Source organism: Micromonospora sp. NPDC050686 (assembly GCF_040654475.1).
Taxonomy (GTDB): Bacteria; Actinomycetota; Actinomycetes; order Mycobacteriales; family Micromonosporaceae; genus Micromonospora.
In genome coordinates this window covers 121,682-136,626 of record NZ_JBFAID010000006.1, presented here as the reverse complement: position 1 = coordinate 136,626, position 14,945 = coordinate 121,682, and the positions used below count along the sequence as shown (strand labels likewise).

At 71.9% G+C, this 14,945-nt stretch carries 20 protein-coding genes; 19 read left to right on the top strand and 1 reads right to left on the bottom strand.

From position 1 onward, the window contains the following. Positions 1 to 4: 4 nt before the first annotated feature. From rplR to truA, 16 genes are all read left to right on the top strand, one after another. Positions 5 to 382: a 50S ribosomal protein L18 gene (gene rplR, locus AB0H57_RS08140; protein WP_357504006.1), complete on the top strand. Its 378-nt coding sequence runs from the start codon at positions 5 to 7 to the stop codon at positions 380 to 382. Positions 383 to 415: 33 nt separating this feature from the next. Next, a complete protein-coding gene (gene rpsE / locus AB0H57_RS08135; protein ID WP_222956323.1) occupies positions 416 to 1,030 on the top strand; it encodes a 30S ribosomal protein S5 in 615 nt (204 codons plus the stop codon). Next, the gene (gene rpmD, locus AB0H57_RS08130; protein WP_012184313.1) at positions 1,030 to 1,212 is read left to right on the top strand and encodes a 50S ribosomal protein L30; all 183 of its coding nucleotides are present in this window, start codon (positions 1,030 to 1,032) and stop codon (positions 1,210 to 1,212) included. The genes rpsE and rpmD overlap by 1 nt, the downstream gene beginning before the upstream one ends. Further along, entirely contained in the window at positions 1,212 to 1,655 is a 444-nt protein-coding gene (gene rplO, locus AB0H57_RS08125; RefSeq protein ID WP_357503933.1) for a 50S ribosomal protein L15, read from the top strand. The genes rpmD and rplO overlap by 1 nt, the downstream gene beginning before the upstream one ends. Positions 1,656 to 1,886: 231 nt before the next feature. After that, the gene (gene secY / locus AB0H57_RS08120) at positions 1,887 to 3,215 is read left to right on the top strand and encodes a preprotein translocase subunit SecY (protein ID WP_357503931.1); all 1,329 of its coding nucleotides are present in this window, start codon (positions 1,887 to 1,889) and stop codon (positions 3,213 to 3,215) included. Beyond that, positions 3,216 to 3,869 (top strand): adenylate kinase, encoded by a 654-nt coding sequence (locus tag AB0H57_RS08115; RefSeq protein ID WP_357503929.1) that lies wholly within the window; start codon positions 3,216 to 3,218, stop codon positions 3,867 to 3,869. 92 nt (positions 3,870 to 3,961) lie between these two features. After that, entirely contained in the window at positions 3,962 to 4,813 is an 852-nt protein-coding gene (gene map, locus AB0H57_RS08110; RefSeq protein WP_357503927.1) for a type I methionyl aminopeptidase, read from the top strand. 104 nt (positions 4,814 to 4,917) lie between these two features. Next, positions 4,918 to 5,556, top strand: coding sequence for a DUF1707 domain-containing protein (locus AB0H57_RS08105; RefSeq protein ID WP_357503925.1), 639 nt, complete (start codon positions 4,918 to 4,920; stop codon positions 5,554 to 5,556). 236 nt (positions 5,557 to 5,792) lie between these two features. Beyond that, the gene (infA, locus tag AB0H57_RS08100) at positions 5,793 to 6,014 is read left to right on the top strand and encodes a translation initiation factor IF-1 (protein WP_007073013.1); all 222 of its coding nucleotides are present in this window, start codon (positions 5,793 to 5,795) and stop codon (positions 6,012 to 6,014) included. Between the two features lie 92 nt (positions 6,015 to 6,106). Further along, positions 6,107 to 6,220, top strand: a complete 114-nt coding sequence (gene rpmJ, locus AB0H57_RS08095) for a 50S ribosomal protein L36 (protein ID WP_012184307.1) — start codon at positions 6,107 to 6,109, stop codon at positions 6,218 to 6,220. Between the two features lie 209 nt (positions 6,221 to 6,429). Further along, positions 6,430 to 6,810 (top strand): 30S ribosomal protein S13, encoded by a 381-nt coding sequence (gene rpsM, locus AB0H57_RS08090; protein WP_357503924.1) that lies wholly within the window; start codon positions 6,430 to 6,432, stop codon positions 6,808 to 6,810. 18 nt (positions 6,811 to 6,828) lie between these two features. Then, positions 6,829 to 7,236: a 30S ribosomal protein S11 gene (gene rpsK, locus AB0H57_RS08085; RefSeq protein ID WP_014440747.1), complete on the top strand. Its 408-nt coding sequence runs from the start codon at positions 6,829 to 6,831 to the stop codon at positions 7,234 to 7,236. A 14-nt stretch (positions 7,237 to 7,250) separates the two neighbouring features. Continuing rightward, complete coding sequence (gene rpsD, locus AB0H57_RS08080; protein ID WP_357503922.1) at positions 7,251 to 7,877, top strand: 30S ribosomal protein S4; 627 nt, start codon at positions 7,251 to 7,253, stop codon at positions 7,875 to 7,877. 96 nt (positions 7,878 to 7,973) lie between these two features. Beyond that, the gene (locus AB0H57_RS08075) at positions 7,974 to 8,996 is read left to right on the top strand and encodes a DNA-directed RNA polymerase subunit alpha (protein ID WP_013735931.1); all 1,023 of its coding nucleotides are present in this window, start codon (positions 7,974 to 7,976) and stop codon (positions 8,994 to 8,996) included. A gap of 34 nt (positions 8,997 to 9,030) precedes the next feature. Further along, entirely contained in the window at positions 9,031 to 9,588 is a 558-nt protein-coding gene (gene rplQ, locus AB0H57_RS08070; protein ID WP_357503920.1) for a 50S ribosomal protein L17, read from the top strand. A gap of 74 nt (positions 9,589 to 9,662) precedes the next feature. Further along, positions 9,663 to 10,496 carry a tRNA pseudouridine(38-40) synthase TruA gene (truA, locus tag AB0H57_RS08065; RefSeq protein WP_357503918.1) on the top strand — a complete coding sequence of 278 codons (834 nt, stop codon included), beginning with the start codon at positions 9,663 to 9,665 and terminating at the stop codon, positions 10,494 to 10,496. A 48-nt stretch (positions 10,497 to 10,544) separates the two neighbouring features. On the opposite strand, the gene AB0H57_RS08060 is transcribed toward truA, so the two are convergent. Next, the gene (locus tag AB0H57_RS08060) at positions 10,545 to 11,666 is read right to left on the bottom strand and encodes a hypothetical protein (RefSeq protein ID WP_357503916.1); all 1,122 of its coding nucleotides are present in this window, start codon (positions 11,664 to 11,666) and stop codon (positions 10,545 to 10,547) included. 124 nt (positions 11,667 to 11,790) lie between these two features. On the opposite strand from AB0H57_RS08060, the gene AB0H57_RS08055 reads away from it, so the two are divergent. From AB0H57_RS08055 to AB0H57_RS08045, 3 genes are read left to right on the top strand one after another with little or no spacing between them, the layout of a single operon-like run. Next, positions 11,791 to 12,396 carry a methyltransferase gene (locus tag AB0H57_RS08055; RefSeq protein ID WP_357503914.1) on the top strand — a complete coding sequence of 202 codons (606 nt, stop codon included), beginning with the start codon at positions 11,791 to 11,793 and terminating at the stop codon, positions 12,394 to 12,396. Between the two features lie 41 nt (positions 12,397 to 12,437). Continuing rightward, the gene (locus AB0H57_RS08050) at positions 12,438 to 14,117 is read left to right on the top strand and encodes an ATP-binding cassette domain-containing protein (RefSeq protein ID WP_357503913.1); all 1,680 of its coding nucleotides are present in this window, start codon (positions 12,438 to 12,440) and stop codon (positions 14,115 to 14,117) included. After that, the gene (locus tag AB0H57_RS08045) at positions 14,114 to 14,911 is read left to right on the top strand and encodes a nucleotidyltransferase domain-containing protein (protein ID WP_357503911.1); all 798 of its coding nucleotides are present in this window, start codon (positions 14,114 to 14,116) and stop codon (positions 14,909 to 14,911) included. Before AB0H57_RS08050 ends, AB0H57_RS08045 begins: the two co-directional genes overlap by 4 nt. Positions 14,912 to 14,945: the final 34 nt, after the last annotated feature.

The window sequence follows — 14,945 nt, the reverse complement described above, 5'->3', positions numbered from 1 at the left end:
CACGCTGCTCAAGCGCCGCCGCGGCGTCGCCGCCAAGCGTGCCGTCGGGCGTGCGCGCCGGCACTTCCGGGTCCGCAAGAACATCAGCGGCACCGCTGCGCGTCCCCGCCTGGTGGTCACCCGCTCGCTGCGGCACATCGTCGCCCAGATCGTGGACGACACCAAGGGTCACACCCTGGCGTCGGCCTCGACCATGGACGCCTCGCTGCGCGGTGCCGAGGGCGACAAGAGCGCCCTGGCCGGCCAGGTCGGCGCCCTGCTCGCCGAGCGTGCCAAGGCCGCCGGCGTCTCGAAGGTCGTCTTCGACCGCGGTGGCAACCGGTACGCGGGGCGGGTCGCCGCGCTTGCCGACGGCGCCCGCGAAGCCGGGCTCGAGTTCTAGAAACCCCGTCACGAGAGAGAAGGAAGGCTGCTGATGCCAGGTCAACAGCGCCGTGGCGGCGGGTCCGGTGGCAACGAGGGTGGTCGCCGCGACAACCGCCGTGAGGGCGGCCGCGGAAACGCGCCCGTCGAGAAGACCCCGCACCTCGAGCGGGTCGTCGCGATCAACCGCGTCGCCAAGGTCGTGAAGGGTGGTCGTCGCTTCAGCTTCACCGCCCTGGTGATCGTGGGCGACGGCGACGGCACCGTCGGCGTGGGCTACGGAAAGGCCAAGGAGGTGCCCGCGGCGATCGCCAAGGGTGTCGAGGAGGCCAAGAAGCACTTCTTCAAGGTGCCGCGGATCGGTCAGTCGATCCCGCACCCGGTCACGGGCGAGGACGCCGCCGGTGTGGTGCTGCTCAAGCCGGCCTCCGCCGGTACGGGCGTCATCGCCGGTGGTCCGGTGCGCGCGGTGCTGGAGTGCGCGGGCATCCACGACGTGCTCTCCAAGAGCCTCGGCTCGTCGAACCCGATCAACATCGTGCACGCCACGGTCGCGGCGCTGAAGGGGCTCGAGTCCCCGGAGGCCGTCGCCGCCCGCCGTGGCCTGCCGGTCGAGGACGTCGCGCCGGCCGCCATGCTCGCCTCGCGGGCGGGGGTGGCGTCCTGATGGCTCGCCTGAAGGTCACCCAGGTCCGGTCCGAGATCGGGACCAAGAGGAACCAGCGTGACTCGCTGCGTTCGCTCGGTCTCAAGCGGATCAACGACGTGGTGGTCAAGGAGGATCGTCCGGAGATCCGCGGCATGATCTTCACGGTCAACCACCTCGTGAAGGTCGAGGAGGTCGAGTAATGACGATCAAGGTTCACCACCTGCGCCCGGCGCCCGGTGCCAAGACCGAGAAGACCCGCGTGGGTCGCGGTGAGGGCTCCAAGGGCAAGACCGCCGGTCGCGGTACCAAGGGTTCGAAGGCCCGGAAGAACATCTCGGCGGCGTTCGAGGGTGGTCAGATGCCCATCCACATGCGCCTGCCGAAGATGAAGGGCTTCAAGAACAAGTTCAAGGTCGTCTTCCAGGTGGTCAACCTGGACCGGCTGGCCGAGCTGTTCCCGAACGGCGGCCAGATCGGCCCACAGGAGCTGGTCGACGCCGGCGCGGTCCGCAAGGGCCACCCGGTGAAGGTGCTCGGCACCGGCGACCTCGGCGGCGTGTCCCTCCAGGTGTCGGCGCACGCGTTCAGCGCGTCGGCCAAGGAGAAGATCACCGCCGCCGGCGGCTCGGCCACCGAGCTGTAAGGCCGATCCGGGCGCCCGCTCAGTTGTCCCCAACTGGGCGGGCGCCCTGGTCTACCAGGCATGTGTGCGCCAAGTAACATCGGATTCGTTTTATGTAGCCGGGCACATCTGCCCGGACCGGGATCGGGCTGTTAGAGTCCCTTCCCAGCTATGGATATCGGGCAGTCCGCCCGGCACCCACCCCGCCCCGCCAGGGAACACCGGCGGCCCGCGTCGCGCAGGAGGAAGAAGTTGCTGTCCGCCTTTCTCAGTGCGTTCCGTACGCCTGACCTGCGCAAGAAGCTGCTGTTCACAGTCGGCATCATCGCGGTCTACCGGCTGGGGGCAACGCTGCCCAGCCCGGGCGTCTCGTACGGCAACGTGCAGAAGTGCCTTGACTCCCTCCAGGGCGACACCACCGGGGTGCTGAGCCTGCTGGACCTGTTCTCCGGTGGGGCGTTGCTCCAGCTGTCGGTCTTCGCGCTGGGCATCATGCCCTACATCACCGCGTCGATCATCCTGCAGCTGCTCACCGTGGTCATCCCGCGGCTGGAGCAGCTCCGCAAGGAGGGTCAGGCCGGCCAGGCGAAGATCACCCAGTACACCCGGTACCTGACCCTGGGCCTGGGTGTCCTGCAGTCCTCGGCGTTCGTCGCGCTGGCCCGTTCCGGCCAGCTCTTCCAGAACCGCTGCGACCAGTGGCCGATCGTCCCCCAGGGCACCGGCATCCCGGACTGGCTGACGCTGGGCATCCTGGTCATGACCATGACCGCCGGCACCGGCATGGTGATGTGGCTCGGCGAGCTGATCACCGACCGCGGGGTCGGCAACGGCATGTCCGTGCTGATCTTCACCTCGATCGCGGCCCGCCTCCCCAGCGAGGGCTGGAAGATCAAGACCCAGCAGGGTTGGGGCAAGTTCGTCCTGGTGCTCGCGCTGGTCCTGGTGGTCATCACCGCGGTCACCTTCATCGAGCAGGCGCAGCGCCGGATCCCGGTGCAGTACGCGAAGCGCATGATCGGCCGGCGGATGTACGGCGGCACCTCGACCTACATCCCGCTCAAGGTCAACCAGGCGGGTGTCATCCCGGTCATCTTCGCCTCGTCGCTGCTCTACCTGCCGCAGTTGGCCCTGCAGTTCTTCGACCAGAACAACCCGGGCAAGACCCAGGCCTGGATTCAGAACAACGTCGTCGCCCCGGCCAGCCCGCTGCACATCGCGATCTACTTCCTGCTGATCATCTTCTTCACGTACTTCTACGTGTCGATCACGTTCAACCCGACCGAGGTCGCGGACAACATGAAGAAGTACGGCGGTTTCGTGCCGGGCATCCGCCCGGGCCGGCCGACCGCCGAGTACCTCGACTTCATCCTCAGCCGGATCACCCTGCCGGGTGCGCTCTACCTGGGCATCGTCGCGGTCCTGCCGAACTTCTTCTTCATCTGGCTGAACAGCCAGCAGTTCCAGAACTTCCCGTTCGGCGGCACCGCTGTGCTCATCATGGTCGGCGTCGGTCTGGAGACCGTGAAGCAGATCGAGAGCCAACTCATGCAGCGGAACTACGAAGGGTTCCTGCGGTAGATGCGACTCGTTCTGGTTGGCCCGCCGGGCGCGGGCAAAGGCACCCAAGCGGAGTTCGTCGCCGCCCACCTGTCGGTGCCGAAGATCTCGACCGGTGACATCTTCCGGGCCAACGTCTCGCAGGGCACGCCGCTGGGTGTGGAGGCCAAGCGGTACATGGACGCCGGCAAGCTGGTGCCGGACGAGGTGACCATCAACATGGTCCGCGACCGGCTGGCCGAGCCGGACGCCGCGGAGGGCTTCCTGCTCGACGGCTTCCCGCGTACCACGCCGCAGGCCGCCGCGCTGGACAAGCTCCTCGCGGACCTCGGCACCGCGCTGGACCTGGTGCTGGAGCTGGTCGTCGACGACGACGAGGTGATCCGGAGGCTCTCCGGCCGGCGTACCTGCCGGGGCTGCGGCAAGATCTGGCACGTCGAGTTCGACGCCACCACCCGGGACGACATCTGCGACCGCTGCGGCGCCGAGCTGTTCCAGCGCGACGACGACAAGCCGGAGACCATCGCCGCCCGGCTGCGGGAGTACGCCGAGAAGACCGCGCCGCTGGTCGACTACTACGGCGCCCAGGGCAAGCTGGTGGGGATCGACGCCACCGGCCCGGTGGAGGACGTGACCGTCCGCGCCATAGACGCCCTTCGCTCGTACGGCGGATGAGGTCCCGCCGGCCCTCCGGCAGATAGAGTGCGAACAGCGGGGTACGCGAGACGTGCCTCGCTGTTCCGCGTAGAACGAAAGGTAACGCCTCCATGCGCCGTCCCCAGCTGGACATCCAGCTGAAGACCCCGGCCCAGATCGAGAAGATGCGCGCCGCCGGCCTGGTGGTCGCCGAGGCGCTGCGCCGGATGCGGGAGGCGGTCGCCCCCGGGGTCAGTACCGCCGACCTGGACGCGATCGCCGAGTCGACCATCCGTGAGGCGGGGGCGGTCCCCTCGTTCAAGGGCTACCACGGCTTCCCCGCGTCGATCTGCTCCTCGGTCAACGAGCAGGTGGTGCACGCCATCCCGGCCGCCGGGCAGGTGCTGCGGGACGGCGATCTGATCTCGATCGACTGCGGCGCGGTGCTCGACGGCTGGCACGGCGACGCGGCGATCACGGTGGGCGTGGGCGAGGTCGACCCGGCGCTGCTGAAGATGGCGGCGGTGGCCGAGGACGCCATGTGGGCCGGCATCGCCGCCGCGGCGCGGGGGGCGGCCGGCGGCAAGGGCCGGCTCACCGACATCTCGCACGCGGTGGAGAACGCGGTCCGCCGCGGCGGCCGGTACGGCATCGTCGACGGTTACGGCGGGCACGGCATCGGCACCGAGATGCACCAGGACCCGCACGTGCTGAACCACGGCCGCCCGGGACGCGGGCCGAAGCTGGTCCCCGGGATGGCGCTGGCCATCGAGCCGATGATCACCATGGGCTCGCCTCGTACCGTCGAGCTCGCGGACGGCTGGACGGTCGTCACCCGGGACGGCTCGATGGCCGTGCACGTGGAGCACTCGATGGCGCTGCTGGACGACGGGGTCTGGGTGCTGACCGCGTTCGACGGCGGCCGGGGCCGGCTGGGCGACCTGGTCACCGCCCGGCAGCCGGCCGGCTCGCCGGCGGCCTGACCGGCGGCCGGGTCGCCCCGGGGGCTCGGGTGCCACGGACGGCCTCCGGTGGCCGGCTCGGGGGCGCTGGTGACGGCTGGCGGGCGAGTGCCATGCTTGCCCCCATGGAGGGGCGCAGCGGGATGCGGGCGGCCGACGCCGACCGCGAGGTCACGGCGGAGCGGCTCCGGGTGGCCTTGAACGAGGGCCGGCTGGACCTGCACGAGTACGACGAGCGCCTGCAGCGGGCGTACGGTGCGAAGACCTACGGCGAGCTGGACGGGCTCCTGGCCGACCTGCCCGGCGCGATCCCGGCGGGCCCCCCGGTGCCGGCTGCCCGCCCGGCCGACGCGTCGGTGCCCGCCCCGCGCCCGCCGGGGACGAGCGACGGACCCGTGGCGCCGGTGGGGGAGCGGCCGGTGCCGGTGGCGCCGGGCCGGGCCCGCCGGGAGTGGCTGGCCGAGGTGTGGCTGCCCTGGATCCGGGTGGCCGGGATCCTGACCGCGATTTGGCTGGTCAGCGGGCTCGGCGGCGGCTTCGGCTACTACTGGCCGCTCTGGGTGCTCGGGCCGTGGGGCGCGGTGGTGCTGATGCAGACCGTTGGCGGCCTGGCCACCGGGGAGCCGCAGCGGGCGGTGGAGCGGAAGCGCCGGCGGAAGGCCGAGCGACGCGAGCGCCGGCAGGTGAAGCGAGTGGTGCGCCGGGAGGCCGCCGCGATCGAGGACGGCGGCCGGCGCGAGCCGTCGGACCCGGCGGAGGCGTGACGAGCGCCACAGCGGCCGGGTCCGTTCGTCCGGCCGGGTGACCACCGGGGTGGCCGGTTTGGCGACCGCGCGTTGGCGGGCGTACACTTTCTGATCGGCGCACAGCGTCCACTCCGGCATGCCCACCCGCGCTTCTGTGGGAGCCGGAGCCGCGGCTGGCTCGGACCCCCCATCGGGCGGTCCGGGTAAGACGTTGTGGGCCGTCCGGAGTAACCGACGTCAGGACAGCGGAGGACATGCCGAAAAAAGACGGAGCCATCGAGATCGAGGGTCGGGTCATCGAGCCCCTGCCGAACGCCATGTTCCGGGTGGAGCTCGCGAACGGCCACAAGGTGCTGGCTCACATCAGCGGCAAGATGCGGCAGCACTACATCCGTATCCTGCCGGAGGACCGGGTCGTCGTGGAACTCTCGCCGTACGACCTGACCCGCGGGCGCATCGTCTACCGCTACAAGTAAGCCTGACGGCGGCCGGGACGTCCCCGTGTCCGTCTTCGACGTCCGGTGTCGCGCCTCGTCGCGACTCGGGCCAGATGGGAAGTAAGGCAACCGTGAAGGTCAAGCCGAGCGTCAAGAGGATCTGCAACAAGTGCCGGGTGATCCGCCGGCACGGCCGGGTCATGGTCATCTGCACCGACCCGCGCCACAAGCAGCGCCAGGGCTGACGCCCCACACATCACCAAGCTCGTCCCAGCCGCGAGCGGTACGCAGCGCGTACTCCCTCGTGGTTGACCCCCGGTCGGAGGCCGGGGCCCGCTCGGGCAGCGACCGATCCCGGTCGCCGGCGCGTGACGCCGGAAGGACAGGGACGGTCGGTCAGCGGGGTGGGACGGGTCCACACCTCCGCACAACATCACGAGGAGTACGCCCGCACATGGCACGTCTAGTCGGCGTGGATCTCCCCCGCGAGAAGCGGATGGAGATCGCGCTCACCTACATCTTCGGGGTCGGTCGTACCCGTTCCCTGGAGACGCTCGCCGCGACCGGCATCTCGCCGGACAAGCGCGTTCGGGACCTCACGGACGAGGAGCTGGTCGAGCTCCGGAACCACATCGAGGCCAACTACAAGGTCGAGGGCGACCTGCGCCGCGAGGTCGCCGCCGACATCCGCCGCAAGGTCGAGATCGGCTGCTACGCCGGTATCCGGCACCGCCGTGGTCTGCCCGTGCGTGGTCAGCGCACCAAGACCAACGCGCGGACCCGGAAGGGCCCGAAGCGGACCGTCGCCGGCAAGAAGAAGCCCGGCAAGAAGTAACTAGGAGCGCACAGACTTATGCCACCGAAGGCTCGTGCCGGAGCCGCCGTCAAGAAGGTCCGGCGCAAGGAACGCAAGAACGTCGCCCACGGGCAGGCGCACATCAAGAGCACCTTCAACAACACCATCGTGTCCATCACGGACCCGACCGGTGCGGTCATCTCCTGGGCCTCGTCCGGCCAGGTGGGCTTCAAGGGCTCCCGCAAGTCGACCCCGTTCGCCGCGCAGCTGGCCGCCGAGGCCGCCGCGCGTCGGGCCATGGAGCACGGCATGCGCAAGGTCGACGTGTTCGTCAAGGGTCCCGGCTCCGGCCGGGAAACCGCCATCCGTTCGCTGCAGGCCGCCGGGCTCGAGGTCGGGCAGATCTCCGACGTCACCCCGCAGCCGCACAACGGGTGCCGTCCGCCGAAGCGTCGCCGGGTCTGAGAGGTTAGAGAGAGATGGCTCGTTACACCGGTGCTGACTGCCGCCGTTGCCGGCGGGAGAAGATGAAGCTGTTCCTCAAGGGCAGCAAGTGCGATGGCCCGAAGTGCCCGTTCGAGTCCCGGCCGTTCCCGCCCGGGCAGCACGGCCGCGGCCGCACCAAGGAGACGGAGTACCTGCTCCAGCTCCGTGAGAAGCAGAAGGCCCGCCGTGTCTACGGCGTGCTGGAGAAGCAGTTCCGCGGCTACTACGAGGAGGCCGTGGGCAAGAAGGCCAAGACCGGCGAGGTCCTCCTCCAGATCCTGGAGTCGCGGCTGGACAACGTGGTCTACCGGGCCGGCTACGCCAAGTCCCGGGACATGGCCCGCCAGCTGGTCAAGCACGGCCACTTCACGGTGAACGGCAAGAAGGTCGACATCCCGTCGTACCGCATCAAGGAGCACGACATCATCGAGGTCCGGGGCAAGAGCAAGGAGCTCACCCCGTTCATCGTCGCGCAGGCCGAGGCCGGCTCCAGGACCGTTCCGGCGTGGCTCGAGGCCATTCCCAGCCAGATGAAGATTCTCGTGCACTCGCTCCCGGCCCGCCAGGTGATCGACACCCAGGTCCAGGAGCAGCTGATCGTCGAGCTCTACTCCAAGTAAGGGCTCGTTGCGGTGGCCCGTCCTCCGGGGCGGGCCACCGGAACAGTTTGTGTCGTGGGCGTCATATAGCGGGCGTCCCGGAAGAGAAGAGAAGAAATGCTCATCAGCCAGCGACCGACCCTCTCCGAGGAGTCGATCAACGAGACCCGGTCCCGGTTCACCATCGAGCCGCTGGAGCCCGGCTTCGGCTACACCCTGGGCAACTCGCTGCGTCGTACGCTGCTGTCGTCCATCCCGGGCGCGGCGGTCACCTCGATCAAGATCGACGGTGTGCTGCACGAGTTCACCACGATCCCCGGGGTCAAGGAGGACGTGGTCGAGCTCGTCATGAACATCAAGGAGCTCTGCGTCAGCTCCGAGCACGACGAGCCGGTCAGCATGTACCTGCGCAAGCAGGGCCCGGGCGACGTGACCGCCGGTGACATCCAGCCCCCGGCCGGTGTCTCGGTGCACAACCCGGACCTGAAGCTCGCCACCCTCAACGGCAAGGGCCGGCTCGACATGGAGCTGACCGTCGAGCGGGGCCGGGGCTACGTCACCGCCGCGCAGAACAAGCAGGCGGGCGCCGAGATCGGCCGGATCCCGGTCGACTCGATCTACTCGCCGGTGCTGAAGGTGACGTACCGGGTCGAGGCGACCCGGGTCGAGCAGCGGACCGACTTCGACCGGCTGATCATCGACGTCGAGACCAAGCCGTCGATGGGCCCGCGTACCGCACTGGCCTCCGCCGGGTCGACGCTGGTGGAGCTCTTCGGGCTGGCCCGGGAGCTGGACGAGACCGCCGAGGGCATCGACATCGGGCCGTCCCCGCAGGACGCCCAGCTCGCGGCGGACCTGGCCCTGCCGATCGAGGAGCTGGACCTGACCGTCCGCTCCTACAACTGCCTCAAGCGCGAGGGCATCAACTCCGTTGGTGAGCTCATCGGGCGCACCGAGGCCGACCTCCTCGACATCCGGAACTTCGGTCAGAAGTCGATCGACGAGGTCAAGATGAAGCTCGCCGGGATGGGCCTGGGTCTGAAGGACTCGGCTCCGAACTTCGACCCGGCGCACGTCGTGGACGCCTTCGGTGAGGCCGACTACGACACCGACGACTACCGCGAGACCGAGCAGCTCTAACCCCGGCTGCCGCCACTTCTGAGGAGCACCAACAATGCCCACGCCCACCAAGGGCCCCCGCCTCGGCGGCAGCCCCGCGCACGAGCGGCTCATGCTGGCCAACCTGGCCACTGCGCTGTTCCAGCACGGCAAGATCCAGACCACCGAGACGAAGGCCCGGCGGCTGCGTCCGCTGGCCGAGCAGCTCATCACCAAGGCCAAGCGCGGCGACCTCGCGTCCCGTCGGCGGGTGGCGGGCGTCGTCAAGGACAAGGACGTGGTCTTCAACCTGTTCGACCAGATCGCGCCCCGGTACGCCAACCGTCAGGGTGGCTACACCCGGATCGTGAAGACCGGTCCGCGCAAGGGTGACGCCGCTCCGATGGCGATCATCGAGCTGGTCGAGGAGCTGGCGGTCGCCGCGCCGAAGGCGAACAAGAAGACCGCCGCTCGCAAGGCCGCCCAGCAGGACAAGGTCGAGGCCCTGGCCCCGGCCGAGGAGACCCCGCGCTCCAGCGAGGGCGACCAGGACGCGGAGGCTCCGGTGTCGGCCTCCGGTGACACCGCCGCCGCCCGCGAGGACAGCGACGAGGCCACCGAGAACAAGGCCTGATCCGCAAGGCAGCACGTCGGGCCCGGCATCCCTCAGGGGTGCCGGGCCCGACGCCGTGAAACGGGAGGTACGAGGTGGACGAGCGGACCCGGCTGCGGCTGGACGTCTCGTACGACGGCACCGACTTCTCCGGCTGGGCCGCCCAGCCGACCCGGCGGACCGTCGCCGGGGTGCTGATGGAGATGGTGGACCTGGTGCTGGGCGCGGGCACCGCCACCGGGCTGACCGTGGCCGGGCGCACCGACGCCGGGGTGCACGCCACCGGGCAGGTGTGCCACCTCGACCTGCCCACCGCCGTCTGGCGCGAGCACGAGGGACGGCTGCTGCGTCGGCTGGCCCGGCTCCTCCCCGGCGACGTCCGGGTACGCGCCATGACCGAGGTCCCGGCCGCCTTCGACGCCCGTTTCTCGGCCACCTTCCGCCGGTACGAGTACCGGGTCACGGACGCCCCGTGGGGCGCCGAGCCGCTGCGCCGACGGGACACCCTCGCCTGGCCGAGGTCGCTGGACCTGGCCGCGCTGAACGCCGCGGCAGCCGGCCTGGTGGGGGAGCACGACTTCGCCGCGTACTGCCGGCGCAAGGAGAACGCCACCACGCTGCGCGAGGTGACCCGGCTGGACTGGCGGCGCGACCCGGACGGGATCCTGGTCGCCACCGTACGGGCCGACGCGTTCTGCCAGAACATGGTGCGCAGCCTGGTCGGCGCGATGCTGGTCGCCGGGGACGGCCGCCGGCGGGTCGAGTGGCCGGCGAGCCTGCTCAGCCGGCGGGAGCGGTCCAGCGAGGTGACCGTCGCGCCGGCGCACGGGCTGGCCCTGGTCGAGGTCGGCTACCCCGACGATCCCGCCGAGTACGCCCGGCGCGCCGACCTGACCCGGCGCCTGCGGGTGCCGGCGGCCGAGGGCTGACCCCCGGCATGTGCTGCCGGAGGCGGCGGCCCCGGTCGTCCGGGCGGGTCAGTCGCCGGGCAGCTCGTCCGGCTCGCCGCTCCCGCGCTGGGTGGTGGTCGAGCTGCCGGCGGTGGGCTGGCTGGCCACCCCGCCGGCGGCTCGCCGGGCGAGCACGCCCTGGTTCAGGTACAGCTCGATCATGTCGAAGAGGATCTCCCGGGCGGCCGGGTCGCCGGCCTTGACCGCCTCGCCGTCGGCCCGGGTGACCAGGCAGTAGGTGAGGTAGTGGCCGCGTACCTGCCAGCCGACCCGGGCCGCTGCCCGGGCCACCGCCTCGGTGTCCTCCCCGGCCGCCATCCCGCGGATCCGTCCCTGCCGATCGTCGAGCAACTGCCGGACCCGGTCCCGGGCCCGCTGGGCGCTGGCCACGTCGGTCAGGTTGAACAGCCCGGCGGTGAGCAGGTGGTCGCCGTCGGGGGAGCGGAGCGTCGCCCGGACCACCTGGTTGCAGCCGAGCCGGACCAGCAGGTCGGCGACCTCGCCGGTGGCCGCGACCTTGCAGTCGCCGCCGGCCTGGGTCTTGAGCACCCGGTAGGCGGGCCGGCCGTCCGCGACGATCAGCTTCTGGCCGGGGAAGACCTCCTTCACCGTCAACGGCGCCTGGTCGGTGTCCCGGGAGTCCAGGTCCTGCTGGCCGGGATCGGTGGCCTGGGTGGACGGCAGGGAGGCCGGTGGGTCGCTCTGCCCCGACCCCAGATCGCCGGTGCGGTCGGCGAGCAGGGCCGCGCCGCCGAGCCCGAAGAGCGCGAGCAGCACGAGGACGGCCGCCCCGCCTACCAGCGCCGGCCACAGCCGTCCGCCGCCCTGGCCGGTGTGCCGGGCGCGGGGTTGCTGCGGGGGCACGGTGGTCTGGTACGTCGGGGGGTCGGGCTGCGGCGGGTGCCCGGCGGAGTGGACCGGCGCCCCAGGGCCCAGCGGCGGGTCGTACGGCCCGCCCCGATCGGTCGGGGCGTGGGTCGGTTCCGGTTGTGGCAGGGCGAGCCGGGTGGCCCGGGGCAGCGCCGGTGTCGGGAAGCGGGACGGCGAGGGCTCCGCCGCCGGGGGCGGGCCGGGGCGGGGCCACGGCAGCCCGACGTCCTGCCGCGGGTCCCCGTAGGCGTCCTCATCGGACTCGTACCGATACACCATGTGGCACAGAGTAAAGTCCATTATCCCTTTAGAGGGTAATATCCGGAAAATGCGGCGCGAGTCGTGTGGTGCGTACCGGCGTACCGTCGGCGGCGGGCCGCACCGGCGGTGCGACAATGCGGGCGTGACCGGCGACCACTACTTCACCGCTGAACCGTCCACCGCCGCGGCACCGCGCGAGGTCGAGTTCTCCGTCGCCGGCCGCGACTACGCGCTCCGCTCCGCGGCCGGCGTCTTCTCCGCCGCCCGCCTCGACCCGGGCACCGCGGTGCTGTTGCGCAAGGCCGAACTGCCGGCCCCGGACACCACGGGAGCGCTGCTCGACCTCGGCTGCGGCTTCGGACCGATCAGCTGCGTGCTCGCCAGCACCGCGCCGGCGGCCACCGTCTGGGCGGTCGACGTCAACGAGCGGGCCCGGGCGCTGACCGCCGCCAACGCCGAGCGGGTCGGCGCCGCCGACCGGGTCCGCGCGGTGGCGCCGGACGAGGTCCCCGCCGACCTCTCGTTCGCCCAGCTCTGGTCCAACCCGCCGATCCGGATCGGCAAGGCCGAACTGCACGAGCTGCTGCGGCGTTGGCTGCCCCGGCTCGCCCCGGACGGGGTGGCCTGGCTGGTCGTCGCCCGGCACCTCGGTGGCGACTCGCTGCACGGCTGGCTGGTCGAGCAGGGCTGGCGGGTCGACCGGCACGCCAGCCAGAAGGGCTACCGGGTGCTGCGAGTCACCCGGTAATCGAGTGTCGCCCGGCCCGGCACCTCGGGCAGGATGCCGGCGTGGGTTACGTGGACGTGGCAGGGGTCGGGCACATCCTGCCGGACGGTCGGGAACTCTTCACCGACGTGTCGTTCCGGGTCGGCGAGGGCGCCAAGGTGGCCCTGGTCGGCCCCAACGGCGCCGGCAAGACGACGCTGCTCCGGATGGTCTCCGGCGACCTGCCGGTGCGTACCGGGGCGATCGCCCGCTCCGGCGGGCTCGGGGTGATGCGCCAGTTCATCGGGATGATCGGCGACGAGTCCACGCTCGCCGACCTGGCGCTCTCGCTCGCCCCGCCGGCGCTGCGCGACGCCGGTCGCCGGCTGGTGGAGACCGAGACCGCCATGCGGGCGGTCGAGGCCCGCGGCAAGTACAGCACCGCCGCCGGCAAGGCCCAGCTGGCGTACGCGGACGCGCTGGCCGCCTGGGGCGAGGCCGGCGGGTACGACGCCGAGGTGCTCTTCGACACCGTCGCCACCATCGTGCTCGACCTGCCCTGGGACGCCGCCCGGGAGCGCCCGGTCCGGACCCTCTCCGGCGGCCAGCAGAAGCGGTTCGCGCTGGAGTTGCTGCTCCGCGGCCCCGACGAGGTGCTGCTCCTCGACGAGCCGGACAACTTCCTCGACGTGCCGGGCAAACGCTGGCTGGAGGGCCGGCTGCGCGAGTCCGCCAAGTCGGTGCTCTACGTCTCGCACGACCGGGAGCTGCTGGCGCAGACCGCCGACCGGGTGGTCGCCGTGGAGGGCGGCGGCGCCTGGGTGCACCCGGCCGGCTTCGCCAGCTGGCACGCCGCCCGGGTGGCCCGGCACGTCCGGCTGGACGAGCTGCGCAAGCGGTGGGACGAGGAGCACCAGAAGCTGCGCGAGCTGATGCTGATGTACAAGCAGAAGGCCGCGTACAACTCGGACATGGCCTCCCGCTACCAGTCGGCGCAGACCCGGCTGCGCAGGTTCGAGGAGGCCGGACCGCCGCCCGTACCCCCGAAGGAGCAGGACATCCGGATGCGGCTGACCGGCGGGCGGACCGGCAAGCGCGCGGTGGTCGCCGAGCAGTTGGAGCTGGACGGCCTGACCTACCCCTTCGACCTGGAGCTCTGGTACGGCGACCGGGTCGCCGTGCTGGGCGCCAACGGCACCGGCAAGTCGCACTTCCTGCGCCTGCTGGCGCGCGGCGGCACCGACCCCGACCCGGTCGACGAGCCGGTCGACGGCGCGGCCGCGCTGGCGCCGGTGGCGCACGCCGGGGCGGTCCGCCTCGGCGCCCGGGTCCGACCCGGTCACTTCTCGCAGACCCACGACCGGCCGGAGCTGACCGAGCGGACGCTCGTCGACATCCTCTGGCGGGGCGACGCCCACCGGGCCGGCATGGACCGGCACGCGGCCATGGGCGCGCTCGGCCGGTACGAGCTGGCCGGCCAGGGCGACCAGCGGTTCGGCAGCCTCTCCGGCGGCCAGCAGGCCCGGTTCCTGGTGTTGCTGCTGGAGCTCTCCGGGGCGACCCTGCTGCTGCTCGACGAGCCGACCGACAACCTCGACCTGGCCTCGGCGGAGGCGCTGGAGGCCGGGCTGGCGGCGTTCGACGGCACGGTCGTCGCGGTGACCCACGACCGGTGGTTCACCCGGTCGTTCGACCGGTTCGTGCTGTTCCGGCGCGACGGGGACGTGGTGGAGGTGCCGGAGCCGGTCTGGGACGTGGCGTGATCGGCGAGGAGTTGGCGCGGCGGATCCGCGCGGTGGACGGGGTGGTCGCGGTGGCGCTCGGCGGCAGCCGCGCGCGGGGCGAACACCGGCCCGACTCGGACTGGGACCTCGGCGTCTACTACCGGGGCGCGCTGGACGTGGCCGGGCTGCGGGCCGTCGCCGCGGCCGTCGCCGACGAGCCGGTGGAGCTGACCGCGCCCGGTGGCTGGGGGCCGTGGGTGGACGGGGGCGGCTGGCTGCGGGTCGGCGGCGCGGCGGTGGACTGGATCTACCGCGACCTCGACCGGGTGCACCGGGTCTGGACGGACTGCCGCGCCGGCCGGTACGAGGTGGGCGTGCAGGCCGGGCACCCGCTCGGCTTCTACTCCCACGCGTACGCCGGGGAGGTGGCGCTGTCCCGGGTGCTGGCCGACCCGACCGGCGAGCTGACCGCGCTGCGGGCGGCGACGCTGGCGTACCCGGCGGCGCTGGGCGACGCGCTGGTGTCGGGCGGGTGGGAGGCTGGGTTCCTGGTCGACGGGGCGGCGAAGGGCGCGGTGGCGGGCGACGCGGCGTACGTCGCGGGTTGCCTGTTCCGGGCGGTCGGGGTGCTGGTTCAGGCGCTGCACGGCCGGGCCGGGCGGTGGCTGGTCAACGAGAAGGGCATGGTCGCCTCGGCCGGGCGGCTGCCCGGTGCGCCGCCCGGCTTCGCGTCCCGCGCGCAGGCCTTGCTGGGCGCCGTCGGTCGTACCCCCGAGGAGCTGGCGCGGACCCTGGCGGACGCGCGGCGGCTGGTCGCCGACGTGCTCGGCTGAGCGGCCGTCCGGGGCGGCGGGGAGGCCGCCCGCC

Excerpts from the sequence above, each read along its gene's own strand:
- rpsE (WP_222956323.1), top strand. The coding sequence starts at position 416 with ATGCCAGGTCAACAGCGCCGTGGCGGCGGGTCCGGTGGCAACGAGGGT.
- rpmD (WP_012184313.1), top strand. The coding sequence starts at position 1,030 with ATGGCTCGCCTGAAGGTCACCCAGGTCCGGTCCGAGATCGGGACCAAG.
- rplO (WP_357503933.1), top strand. The coding sequence starts at position 1,212 with ATGACGATCAAGGTTCACCACCTGCGCCCGGCGCCCGGTGCCAAGACC.
- AB0H57_RS08115 (WP_357503929.1), top strand. The coding sequence starts at position 3,216 with ATGCGACTCGTTCTGGTTGGCCCGCCGGGCGCGGGCAAAGGCACCCAA.
- map (WP_357503927.1), top strand. The coding sequence starts at position 3,962 with ATGCGCCGTCCCCAGCTGGACATCCAGCTGAAGACCCCGGCCCAGATC.
- AB0H57_RS08105 (WP_357503925.1), top strand. The coding sequence starts at position 4,918 with ATGGAGGGGCGCAGCGGGATGCGGGCGGCCGACGCCGACCGCGAGGTC.
- infA (WP_007073013.1), top strand. The coding sequence starts at position 5,793 with ATGCCGAAAAAAGACGGAGCCATCGAGATCGAGGGTCGGGTCATCGAG.
- rpsM (WP_357503924.1), top strand. The coding sequence starts at position 6,430 with ATGGCACGTCTAGTCGGCGTGGATCTCCCCCGCGAGAAGCGGATGGAG.
- rpsK (WP_014440747.1), top strand. The coding sequence starts at position 6,829 with ATGCCACCGAAGGCTCGTGCCGGAGCCGCCGTCAAGAAGGTCCGGCGC.
- rpsD (WP_357503922.1), top strand. The coding sequence starts at position 7,251 with ATGGCTCGTTACACCGGTGCTGACTGCCGCCGTTGCCGGCGGGAGAAG.
- AB0H57_RS08075 (WP_013735931.1), top strand. The coding sequence starts at position 7,974 with ATGCTCATCAGCCAGCGACCGACCCTCTCCGAGGAGTCGATCAACGAG.
- rplQ (WP_357503920.1), top strand. The coding sequence starts at position 9,031 with ATGCCCACGCCCACCAAGGGCCCCCGCCTCGGCGGCAGCCCCGCGCAC.
- AB0H57_RS08060 (WP_357503916.1), bottom strand. The coding sequence starts at position 11,666 with ATGGTGTATCGGTACGAGTCCGATGAGGACGCCTACGGGGACCCGCGG.